This window comes from Psychromonas aquimarina ATCC BAA-1526, from assembly GCF_000428725.1.
GTDB lineage: Bacteria > Pseudomonadota > Gammaproteobacteria > Enterobacterales > Psychromonadaceae > Psychromonas > Psychromonas aquimarina.
In genome coordinates this window covers 279443-291639 of sequence record NZ_KE386791.1, presented here as the reverse complement: position 1 = coordinate 291639, position 12197 = coordinate 279443, and the positions used below count along the sequence as shown (strand labels likewise).

Annotated in this window: 8 protein-coding genes; 2 read left to right on the top strand and 6 right to left on the bottom strand. The window is 42.8% G+C overall.

Features of this window, described 5'->3' with window-relative positions:
• From G337_RS26990 to fabB, 4 genes are all read right to left on the bottom strand, one after another.
• Positions 1 to 1720 (bottom strand): FimV/HubP family polar landmark protein (locus G337_RS26990; RefSeq protein ID WP_037028258.1); only part of this gene is annotated, 1720 nt, incomplete at its 3' end.
• 145 nt (positions 1721 to 1865) lie between these two features.
• Positions 1866 to 2897 (bottom strand): aspartate-semialdehyde dehydrogenase, encoded by a 1032-nt coding sequence (locus tag G337_RS0120715; protein WP_028865536.1) that lies wholly within the window; start codon positions 2895 to 2897, stop codon positions 1866 to 1868.
• A 1-nt stretch (position 2898) separates the two neighbouring features.
• The gene (locus G337_RS0120710) at positions 2899 to 4038 is read right to left on the bottom strand and encodes a 4-phosphoerythronate dehydrogenase (RefSeq protein ID WP_028865535.1); all 1140 of its coding nucleotides are present in this window, start codon (positions 4036 to 4038) and stop codon (positions 2899 to 2901) included.
• A 145-nt stretch (positions 4039 to 4183) separates the two neighbouring features.
• The gene (gene fabB / locus G337_RS0120705; protein WP_028865534.1) at positions 4184 to 5398 is read right to left on the bottom strand and encodes a beta-ketoacyl-ACP synthase I; all 1215 of its coding nucleotides are present in this window, start codon (positions 5396 to 5398) and stop codon (positions 4184 to 4186) included.
• Between the two features lie 121 nt (positions 5399 to 5519).
• Here fabB and mnmC point away from each other — a divergent pair, with 121 nt between their 5' ends.
• Entirely contained in the window at positions 5520 to 7535 is a 2016-nt protein-coding gene (gene mnmC, locus G337_RS0120700; RefSeq protein ID WP_028865533.1) for a bifunctional tRNA (5-methylaminomethyl-2-thiouridine)(34)-methyltransferase MnmC2/FAD-dependent 5-carboxymethylaminomethyl-2-thiouridine(34) oxidoreductase MnmC1, read from the top strand.
• A gap of 344 nt (positions 7536 to 7879) precedes the next feature.
• Positions 7880 to 9088, top strand: coding sequence for an aromatic amino acid transport family protein (locus tag G337_RS0120695; RefSeq protein ID WP_028865532.1), 1209 nt, complete (start codon positions 7880 to 7882; stop codon positions 9086 to 9088).
• Positions 9089 to 9110: 22 nt separating this feature from the next.
• Here G337_RS0120695 and G337_RS0120690 read toward each other — a convergent pair whose 3' ends face one another.
• Positions 9111 to 11702, bottom strand: coding sequence for a collagen binding domain-containing protein (locus tag G337_RS0120690; protein ID WP_028865531.1), 2592 nt, complete (start codon positions 11700 to 11702; stop codon positions 9111 to 9113).
• Complete coding sequence (locus G337_RS0120685; protein WP_028865530.1) at positions 11703 to 12182, bottom strand: hypothetical protein; 480 nt, start codon at positions 12180 to 12182, stop codon at positions 11703 to 11705. It abuts the gene before it with no gap.
• Positions 12183 to 12197: the final 15 nt, after the last annotated feature.

Here is a 12197-nt window from a genome sequence, read left to right as displayed (position 1 = left end):
GTGTTTCTTCAAGCTCCGCAAGCACTGCTGCATCAAGTTCGGCAGCATCTTCGCTGAGCTCTGTTTCAGTCTCTTGTATTGCGGTCTCTGCTATCTCTTCATTTACTGCAGACAAACCGTTTTCTGCTGGGCTTTCGCTATCATCAGATGCTTGTTCATCAAAAGTCGATGCTGCAGTTAAATCAAAATCAGATTCATCCTGCTCCGCAGCATCATTCAGCTTTACATCAGATTCATCCTGCTCCGCAGCATCATTCAGCTTTACATCAGATTCTTCCGAGTCTTCGGATAACTGCGACTCCCATTGTGCAGCCAGATCTAAATCAGCCTGCTCCTCGGGAGAAATAGAATCAGTATCTACCAGGTCAACACCGGAGATAAGATCTTCCTCTTCTACTAATGCTCCGATACCAAAAGGATCATCAGCACTGTGTTCAACCTCGGGTTCATCCAGATCCACACTGGAAATAAGCTCTTCTTCACTTAATGCGCCGATACCAAAGGGATCATCTTCACTGGCTTCAACTTCATCTTCAGCTGTGAGATCAACTACATCTGAAGAGGTCAGGTCAACAGCAAACGAGTCATCGGACGCATCGCTTAAATCGATCTCTTGTATTTCGTCATCAAGTTCAGCTTGCTCCTGTTCAGGTGCTTCCGGCACGGGAACTGCCTCGTCTTTAGAGAAATCTAAATCCGGCTCAGCTTCTTCGGAAAATTCATCAGTCAGCAGCACATCAAACTGGCCTGATTCTTCCATTAAGATTGCCGTTGATTCTGCCATCTCCTGTTCTTGTTCAGCTAACAGGCGTTTAGATCTTAAACGGGCAACAACTAAAAACACAGCTAATAGAATTAACACAGGAGCAAGAATAACAATTGCCAAATTCAGCAGCGAAGAGGTAACTGCACGCAGAATTTCATTTAGCATACCTTCACCGCTAAAGGGAGGCTCTACAACAGCATCCAGCTCGGCACGATATTCATCAATAATCTTCTGAAGCTTTTTCTGAATTAAAGCCTCGTCTTCCATCTGTATCTGCAGTTCAGAAATTGTATCCTCAAGAGGCTGCAGCTTCATTTTCAAACTCTGATTTTCTTCAGTCGTAACAAGCAGCTGCTCATTGACAAGCAGCAGCTCTTCCTGCAGTTTCTGTAATTCTAATTCCGCAGCGGCCAGTTTTTCCTTCTCAAATTCAACTTGCGCAGCTTTCACCGCTTGTGCATCATCAAATATAACTTCTGCTTCGCCGACTATCACGTCCTCTTTAGGCGGTTCAGGTTTAACAACAGGCGGTTTCTCCTGCATTGTTTCTTTTGCCTTAATATCAGGCTTCACTGTTTTTGCTGCTTGTGCTTTTCGGTTTTTAGAATATTTATTAATTAAAGCCATTGCTTCCTTGTCAGTCTGCTGTGCTACAAACTGAAAAGGCGGTATATTTATAACGGACTGTGGAATTATTTTATTAATATTACCTTCATAAAATACGTAAGGATTTAACTTGTATATTGCTACCAGTGTCTGCTGAATACTGACAGAGTTGTCCGGGCGCAGTTTAGTCGAAATCGCCCACAAAGTTTCCGCCGGGCTGACCGGCCCATACTGATCATATGCAAAGTTTTGTTCATCGCCAGGTCCAGTTAAATCTAGACTGACACTGGCTGTTGGGAAAAATACTAAAGGAGAACAACATAAGAGAGAGAGCAGCAGGCGCTTCATATTCATTCCTTGTTAAAGCAGAAAATTGAGTAACTATGATTATTAATAAATAATAATAAACCAGCTCAATCAAGAGCCGTGAAATAAAAACTAAAGTAAGGCTAGAATTGAGACCTAGCCCACTATAATAAACAGCAGAAAACCGTTACAGGTAAGTATAGATAAGTTTTTCAGCAACTTGTACTGCATTGCTGGCAACACCATAATAAACATTATCAGCACAAACCCATAGGTTGATGCCGCTGGCATCACAAACATCTTTGCGTAAACGGCCAATCTGCACACCGTCATTACCAACAACATCGTTGATCATATCCGGGTAATCACAAACTGATTCAGCTAATGAGATACCTTCACTGTGATGCAGGTATTGTGCCGCTTCTTCCAGATCAACTGGATAATGAGTCTGCAGATGTACAGACTGCGCGCAGCCGTAAAACATCGGTACAACAACCTGAGTGGATGAAACAATAATTGACGGGTCATTTAACAGCGTACGAATTTCATTAACTAAGCGAAGCTCACTTAAGCTGATCCCCTCTTCGTTAAATTCACCTACCTGAGGAAAAACATTAAAAGCTGACTGCTGCGGGAACAAATCAGTTTCGATTCCTTTAGCATTTAACAGACGCGCAGTTTCACCGGCAAGTGTGGTTACCCCGGCTTTACCAGCCGTTGAAACAGACTGATAGCTGGATACACTAACGCGTACTAAACCTACTTCCTGATGCAGCTGTTTAATGGCAAGGCTTAACTGTGCGGCTTCACTGCCGGCAAGAGCAATTTTATTTGTTTCACTGTAAGAGCCGAGGTTTTCATCGTGTACTCCAGCCTGCACTAGAGGGACATTTTCATCAGCAGAAAATGCACCGCTGTTATCGATCACCACACAATACTCGCTGGCAGTATCTGCCCACTGCAGCGTTGTTTCTATATCCGTCAGGAAGAAGGCAATATCAACTGTATTCCAGTCAAAACTTGAGATATCTACAACATCTACAGGTTTACCGGAAAACATCACTGTATTTACCTGTTCTTCATCGTCTAAGCCGCTTCCTTCATTCACCAGGGGGAAAATTTTACCCACTGGAAAATCACGTTTTACCAGTACTTCTAATGTGGCTTCGATACAGCCGTTTAAATCACCAATCAGGGCAATATTGTATTCAGATTTCATGTTATTCCTTTGTGTCATTCAGCTCATTGGTAGAGAAACCTAACGACTGTAATAATGTGTTTTGTTTTACGCTGGAGTGGACAACTAATGTCGATAATTCACGGCGTTCCTTGTAAGTTTTGCGCATGGTATCAAAACCATCAGCTTGATCAATCATTTGTCTAAATAAGGCATCATCACGGCGGACATCAAAAATCATATGCATTAATGATTTTAACAACGTTTGATCAATTTTCTGCGAAATAGTTACCTGATTAACAGCGGCGGCTGCGGTAAAGTCTTTTGCTCGGTATTTCGGCTTTATATCTAATAATTCACATAGAGCCTGGTAGAGCATTTCGGTCCCGCGCACTTTCCCGTCTAAACTGTAACCGGCAATATGCGGCGTTGCAATTTCCACAAACGGCAATAACTGCTTCTCAACAGCGGGCTCATTTTCCCACACATCTAGTACTAATGCAGGATGTAAACCTTGCTGAGCAATTTTTAATAAAGCCTGATTGTCGATAACTTCACCGCGCGATGCATTTAATAATATCTGTTTCTTAGTAAGCTTCTTGAGCTCCTGTTCAGCAAACATATGCACAGTAGGAAATTTACCAGCGGCAGTTTTAGGTACATGCAGGCTGATAATATCCGACTCTAACACCTCGGCGAAAGAGCAGAAGTCTCGTTTATCGCCGGCCTGCTGCAGCGGCGGATCATAGAGTTTACAGCGGAGACCTAAAGCATTTAAGCGTTGAAAAACAGCACTTCCAGTGTTCCCAGCCCCGACAATCGCCACGGTTTTATCAGTTAACTGAAACTGCTGCTTTTCAGCTAACACCAGCAGACTGCTTAATATATATTCAGCAACCGAAATTTTATTACAGCCCGGCGCGCTGCTGAATGTGATACCACGTTTGTGCAGATAATCCTGATCGATATGATCCGTGCCGATAGTAGCGGTGCCGACAAATTTAAGCGAATGGTTGATACTTAACAGCTGTTCATTAACTTGAGTAATTGAGCGAACCAGCAGTACATCTGCATCTGCTAACTGCTGTGCACAAACCGAGCGCCCGGCAAAAAAATGCAGTCTGCCGAGACCGGCAAAAAATTCCCGTGCATAGGGAATGTTTTCATCGATATAAATATTCATTTATATCTCCAATTATTATACTCAAACTAGATCAAAATGCAGAAAACAGCATCTTGAAGTAGTTTTGGGTATATCAGCAACAAAAAAGGAGCTAAAAGCTCCTTTTAAATTTGAACATCAAGTTCAACAATAGAATTTAAAACGATTATGAGAAACGTTTAAATACTAATGTTGCGTTTGTACCGCCAAAACCAAAGCTGTTTGACATTACGATGTTCAGTTTAGCATCAACCGCTGTGTTTTTAACGATAGGCAGTGCAGTCGCTTTCTCATCTACTTCTTCAACATTGATAGAAGGAGAGATAAAATCATTTTCCATCATAAGCAGGCTGTAGACAGCTTCATGAACACCAGCGGCACCTAGTGCATGACCAGTTTGAGATTTAGTTGCACTAATTTTCGGCGCTTTATCTGCAAATACTTCATTAATTGCTTCTAATTCTTTAGTATCGCCAACTGGTGTAGAAGTACCGTGTGTATTTAAGTAGTCAACTTCACCTTCAACCGTTGCTAGTGCCTGACGCATACAGCGAACTGCACCTTCACCAGAAGGAGCAACCATATCGTAACCGTCAGAAGTTGCGCCGTAACCTACGATTTCAGCGTAAATTTTTGCGCCGCGGGCAAGCGCGTGCTCAAGTTCTTCAACAACAACAATACCGCCGCCGCCGGAAATAACAAAACCGTCACGGTTAGCATCATAGGTACGTGATGCTTTTTCTGGAGTTTCATTGTACTTGCTTGAAAGCGCGCCCATAGCGTCAAATTCACAAGCCATAGTCCAGTCTAATTCTTCACCGCCGCCGGCAAAAACGATATCCTGCTTACCAAGCTGGATCTGCTCAAGTGCATGGCCGATACAATGAGAGCTTGTTGCGCAAGCAGAGCTCATTGAGTAGTTAATACCTTTAATTTTAAACGGTGTTGCAACACAAGCTGATGTTGTGCTTGCCATAGTACGAGGCACCATATAAGGACCAACGCGACGAACGCCTTTGTCTTTCATAATTTGACATGCGTCAACCTGGTTTTTAGAAGAACCGCCGCCAGAGCCGGCAACTAAACCCGTTCTCTCGTTAGAAACCATCTCTTCTGAAAGGTTCGCATCCGCGATTGCCTGTTCCATAGAAAGGTATGTAAATGCAGCGGCATCACCCATAAAGCGCATTACTTTACGGTCAATATGTTCACTTGGCACAATTTTTAAGTCACCCCAAACCTGGCTGCGCATTTTCATCTCAGCAAACTGCTCGGAGAATGTGATGCCAGATTTACCACTTTTCAGTGACTCTAAAACTTCTTCCTTATTGTTACCAATACTAGAAACAATACCAATACCTGTAATTACTGCTCTTTTCATTATTAAGCCTTTATTGCATGAGGGACTAATTATATGATTATCGAAATGTGGCCGTTATTCGTAAATTCAAGGCACACCGATATAAAACTCAAATATAATCGCACAGAATAGGAAATATATCTTGTCTGAAGACAAAAACAAATTAATTACGCATGCCGAAATAAACTGGTCTGATCAGTCCGAGCCGTTTTCAGCCCTATTTGAAGATGTCTATTTTAATACTGAACAAGGATTAAACGAATCCCTGTATGTTTTTATACAGGGCAGTAATATACAGCAGCGCTGGTTAAACAGCAGCGGTTCATTTTTTTCTATTGCCGAAACAGGTTTCGGTACCGGTCTTAACTTTCTGCTTACCTGTTTAGAGTTTCATAAGTTTCGCACAGCCAATCCAGAAGCTAAGCTGCAGCGCCTGCATTTCAGCAGTTTCGAAAAATACCCTCTTAATAAAGAGGATCTGCACAAGGCTTTAAATAGATGGCCGGCGCTTAAAGATTTTATTAAGCCGTTAATTGAACAATATCCACTGCCGTTAACCGGCTGTCACCGCATTACTCTGGATAATTTCAATATCACCCTGGACCTGTGGTTTGGTGATGTCAAAGAAACACTTCCAACTGTGCATCATTATAATACGGGAATTTTTGACTGCTGGTATCTTGATGGATTTGCGCCGGGTAAAAACCCGGATATGTGGAGTGAACAGTTATTCACACAGATTGCCAAAACGTCTAAGCATCAAGCGACTATCGCCACTTTTACTGCAGCCGGTTTTGTACGCAGAGGTTTAATAAACGCCGGATTTAATATGCATAAGCGTAAAGGTTACGGCAAAAAACGGGAAATGCTTATCGGCGACTTTGACAGATCTGTTGTAAACAGCCAGCCCTGCGGTCCCCATTATCGAGCCGGCAAAACTTCTGCTACGGAAAGTATTGCTGTTATCGGAGGCGGTATTGCCGGTGCCTGTATCACCTTAGCTTTAATCAAACGCGGTTATAAAGTCAGCCTTTACTGCAAAGACGCAGAATTTGCGCTAGGTGCATCCGGCAATCAGCAGGGCGCCCTATATCCTTTATTAAACGGCAGTCACGATTTTTTAAGCCAGTTTTTTGCTAATTCATTTTTATTTGCGCGTAATTATGTACTTCAAACTGCAGATTTTTTTCCATTTGCTTATGATTTTTCAGGTTTACTGCAGCTCTATTACGACCCAAGCGCAGCAAAGAAATTAGATAAAATACTACAGGCAAAACTGCCGGAGGGACTTGTCTGCCGTAAATCAGCAGCTCAAAGTGATGCAATTGCGGCCATCGATATTGGCCAGCAGGCACTGTTTTACCCAATGGCCGGATGGTTAAGTCCGAAACAGATGGTTAACGCTCTTTTTGATAAAGCTAAGCAAAGCGGTAATCTGACTATCCACTTTAACCACAAACTAGATTCCTTTGCTCAGCAGCAGGATCATTGGAGATTAGATTTTGCTTCCAGAAGTGTTAAACACGATCTGCTGGTTTTAACCACGGGGTTTAATACGCTGCAGTTCAAACAAAGTGAAGCGCTGCCGTTATCAGCGGCCCGCGGTCAGGTAACTCATGTGCCGACAAACGAAAAACTTGGCACTTTGCAGGTGACTTTATGCCATGAAGGTTATTTAACACCGGTTAATAATCAACAGCACTGTATGGGAGCAACCTTTAAACGTCACGTAACAGATGAAGCTTTTTCCCAACAAGAACAAGCAGATAATAAATACAAGCTGGCAAAGTGTATAACGGACAAAGACTGGGTAAAGCAGATTGATATAGAGCACCAGGATGCCAATGTCGGTATCCGCTGCACCACACGGGATCATTTTCCCTACGCAGGTGCGCTGCCAGATTACCAGGCAAACAAAGAGTTTTACCAGGATGCTCACAAGTCAGTAAATCCAAACGACGCCCCTTTCCATGATAATCTGTTTATATTAACCGGATTAGGCTCTCGGGGATTATGCACCGCGCCGTTACTGGCAGAGATGCTGGCCGGGCAGATAAATAAAGAGCCGTTACCCTTCAGCTGTAGTATTTTAAATGCCATGCAGGGTAACCGACAATGGCTAAATTACTTGAAAAAAGGTAAGCCGTTAAAGTTTTAACAGCTAGCAGTAAATTACCGGGTCTTGGATTATTTTATTAAACACAAACCAAGCCCGCTATTACCTTTAATATTTAACTTAAATAAACAAACACAACAATCATTGACAGCAGCGGTAAGTGCAATTACTCTGCTCTTTCCCTGTTTAAAACTATCATTTTATTTTAAGAGCACCTATTGTGAACAACTTCTGCGGCCACCTCTACTATCGTCAGATTCATCGCCATTATCCAGTCTAATTCTGCAGCATTTTGACGCTTTTTCACGATTAAGCCTGTTTTATTCGTTAATAATCTGCGTCTTTAAATAACAGCTTTAATAACAAATTTTTGGAAACTTAAAATAATGTCTATGAATAAAACCTTCGGCAGCATACTGATTATTGCCGGAACCACCATCGGGGCTGGCATGTTAGCACTGCCCTTAGCTTCAGCCTCACTTGGCTTCACAACTGCAGCACTGCTGATGGCCGCTATCTGGTCTTTAATGATCTACACCGCACTGTTAATGCTCGAAGTACACCAGCATGCAGCACCACATGCCACCTTGCATACCCTTGCTCAGCAGTTACTCGGACGTAAAGGGCAGATGATCGCCAGCTTTGCCATGATGTTCCTGTTTTATGCATTATGTTCAGCCTATATTGCCGGCGGCGGCGCGCAGCTTAATGATAAATTAACTAACTGGATGGGCCTTAATGTTAACCCGCACACTGGTACTATTATTTTTACCGTGATCATAGCAGCAGTAGTATCAATCGGTACCCATTCCGTGGATATGGTCAACCGCGCTCTGTTTACCCTGAAGGTTATTGCGCTTCTGGTCATGTTATGGCTGTTAATCCCGCATATACAAAGTCAGCATCTCGTTGAAATGCCGGTACATAAAGGACTGATCATCTCAGCGCTGCCCGTTGTTTTTACCTCCTTTGGGTTCCACGGCAGTATTCCGTCAGTTGTACGCTACGTCGGTGTAGATATTAAATCCCTGCGTAAAATAATGCTGATCGGCTCTGCACTGCCGCTGCTGGTATATATTTTATGGCAGGCTGCCAGTCAAGGAGTACTGAATCAGTCTGACTTAATAGCCAGTACAACATTAGGCGCATTTATCAGCACATTAAGCAGTATGCTCAATAACCCCATGGTCAGTAAATCTGTATCCATTTTTGCCGATCTTGCCCTGGCGACCTCTTTCCTTGGTGTCAGCTTAGGTCTGTTCGATTTTATTTCTGATACCTTAAAACGTACTAACTGTTTAACAGGACGCCTGCAAACTGCGCTGGTTACTTTTATACCGCCGCTTTGTTTTGCGCTGTTTTACCCGCAGGGGTTTATAACGGCTTTAGGTTATGCTGCCGTTGCCCTGGTGATCCTTGCAGTGTTTTTACCCGTAGCTATGGTCAGAGCGCAGCGTAAAACTCACCAAAAAACGCAAGAATGCTATCAGGTACGCGGAGGCAGTCTTGCTTTGTACACGGTTACCGCTGTTGGTTTATTAATAATTGCAGCGCAGCTGTTACAGATGGCCGGATTTATCCCGGCAGTAGGTTAGTCAGCTTAAACTTATACAGGGGCTATTTAGCCCCTAATTCAATTTCGCTAATAAATAAGGTGCCCACCTCAATTCCCTCTAATTCATCATTAGTCTGCATATCAATTTCCAGCGGCTGATCAAAAACAAAACCTTTGCGCCTGAGATAATTCTGTTCAACGACAATTCGATATTTCCCCGGAATAACACCTTCAAAAACAAAAAAACCATCATACTCACTAAGCACACGTCCTTTCTGCTCGCCCTTCTCATTAACTAACAGCAAAGGCACTGCCTGTTGAGTAACTGTCTCTTCATCTTTACGGCGCAGCATAATCTCGCCTTCTATTTCACTGGTCTGGTAAATAGGGAAATACAGCTCGTTAAGCCCGCCGGCATGTGCTTCAACTTCAATATAGGGTTTATCCACCACCAGAAAAGGATCATCTAATGAGTCTTCTTTAAATTCAATATACTGCGTAGAAGATGTTTTCACTTCCGGCAGATAAACAATTCCCTGGTCATCAGTTTGTTTATTTTTCCAGGCTGAATTGCCCTTAAACTGAACACCGGAAACGGCCTGCTCATTTTCATCAAACACGCCGTTGTAATTACTGTCTTCAAACGCTATCGCTTTAATGGTTGCAGTATTCTTTAAGGTATTACGGCTGAAATGCATCTGCTCCGCGTTGACCGCTAAACCGGTGGAAAAAGTTAACGCCATAGTGTAATTTTTCTGATCATCAACCGTCATGCGGGTCCCTAAACGGAAATATTTAAAACTCCAGCTTAACTGCGCACTGTAGTCGCTGTTTCTCTGTATTCTATTTATATTGCTGCGCAGCTGCAGATAGGTTTTCCCAAAGCGCCGGCTGTAACTTGCACTGACGCTGCGGGTCTTAGGCTCCGGCCAGGCCTTATACTGCCAGTCCAGGATAAACATATTGCCGCTGAGGTTATAGTTAGCGCTTGTATTGCCGCTAAGCTCGCGGGAATCTCTAGCCTGTATAAAGTCCAGACGATTATTTAAACTGAAGCTTTCATAATTAGCACTATGCTGCCCCGATAAGTTCAGCGAATTATCACTGTTTTGTTTTAAATAATTAATACTAAATGAATAATTATCCTGACTGCTGATAAGTGCCTGATTTCCCATCATACTTAGGCCTATGCTTTGATAAGCATCCCTTTGACTGTCATTCTGATGTAAATAGTTTATTCCCCAGTCATGCTGCCGGAACTGCGACAACACCTCTGCACTGTAGCTTAGATTGCTGTCAGTGGTTTCATAAGCCGATTCAAGATTAAAAACAACATCCCGCCAGCTGCCTTTAAACGCATTATTAATATAACGGTACTTTTGTTCAGTGTAGCTTTGCTCCTTTTCATTCCAACCCAATGATGCCTGGAGCTGATCACTGAGGCCGTAACTAATCGAAGCATTTATATTACGGCCTTTTTTTTCTTTATAATGCAGAGGAATAACCCGCTGATAGGGCTCAATAATAGAAAACTCTGGAGTCCACTGCCCGGATTTCTGCTTCAACGAGTGACCGACAAAACTTTCCTCAATCTCTTTTCTCTGCCCCTGCGGACCGTACAGTACAATAACAAAATTATTCTGCCCTAACTGGATAGGCACATTATCAAACAGATAATATCCGTTATCGGAAATTTCCTGGTAATCAATCAAGGCACCATTACGGTATAATTCTGCTTCCCAGCCGGGCTGGGCATTGCCTTCAAGACGGCGGCTGGAAAAATCCTGATTACTGTCACGGCTCTGACGAAAACTGAAACCTCGACCTAACCCGCCCCCGCCGCTAAGACTGTTTGCCAGACCGCCGGCATCACCAAATTCGTAATACCAGCTGCGGTTATTGACAGCCAGCGACTTATACATTTTTATGCGCATCTGCAGGTCGTCCTGGCGTTTATTAAAATAGAACTCACTGCCGTGCTTAGCAATATCTGCACTGCCGGTGAACACTATATTATCAGAATTTTCCTGCTGATAATTTTTACGCGAAGTGCTCAGCTGCGAAGAGATATCAATATTAGGCGATCCCAGCCACTGATAATTATCATAAACTAAATGTGCATCCTTCCTGTTGCCCTGCCTAGAAGCATGCATTTTTTGTTTTGTTAGACGTTCAAGTTTAGCCTGATACGGCAGCTGCAAATCAGAGGTAAAATTAATTTTAAGATCGTTAGTGCGGATTTCACTATGTAATCCAAATAATCGATCTAATGCCCGATTATTGATATAAAGCATATCATCAGCATTTAAAAAATCGTTATTTTTTAGCGTTCCACTCTTTTCACCTATTTTGTACTGCAGGGTATCAATATTAATATCAACGATATTAGTTTCATTGATAAACCATCCGGAGATCAGGCTTAACTTCGGCTCAATGGTCAGGGGCAGATCCAGCAGGGTGGCAAGTTCATCAATAGACAGATAAAAGAGGATAAAATCCGGGGTAATTACCTCAATACTGCTGTTGAGATCACTGCGGTCTAAATAAGCATCAAGGAACAACAGCTCAGGTTCGTCCTGCGCATAAACTAAAAAGGGCAGTCCTAATAAAAGGAGTGCCCAACACAAAGTGCGCTGTAAACTCTTTAAAAACATTTACTGCACATAAAATTCAATATCATAACCATAACTGATATTGCCGCTGGCAGAATAATCGCTGAAAGTTAACTCACCGCCTAACTGGTAGCTGCCTTTACCATGTGCATCTAAACGCACCTGTGTGCCTTGAATAAGCACAGGTTTAAAACTAATACCATCACGTCTCTGCGCTCTAGTATCAATCAACACATACACCAGTGCGTTAGGTTCACCAGAAAGTGTAAACAACGCATTACTGACTTCACCACGATAACCAGGACATAAACGGTTTTTATCAGCCTGATTGCTAGATGTACTGCAGCGCGCTCCTAGAGGTGTCGCGCCATCCAACAGTACATTAGCAAACCGCAAACTTGTAGTTTCAGACCAGTGCAGTGCTTTTGCCGAGTTATTAATATTAACTGAGGTTGTGTAAGTCTCTGCATTAACGACAGTAACAAACCCTGTAAGCAAAAGAAAAAATTGAATTCGTTTCATTAGCTATAACCTCAC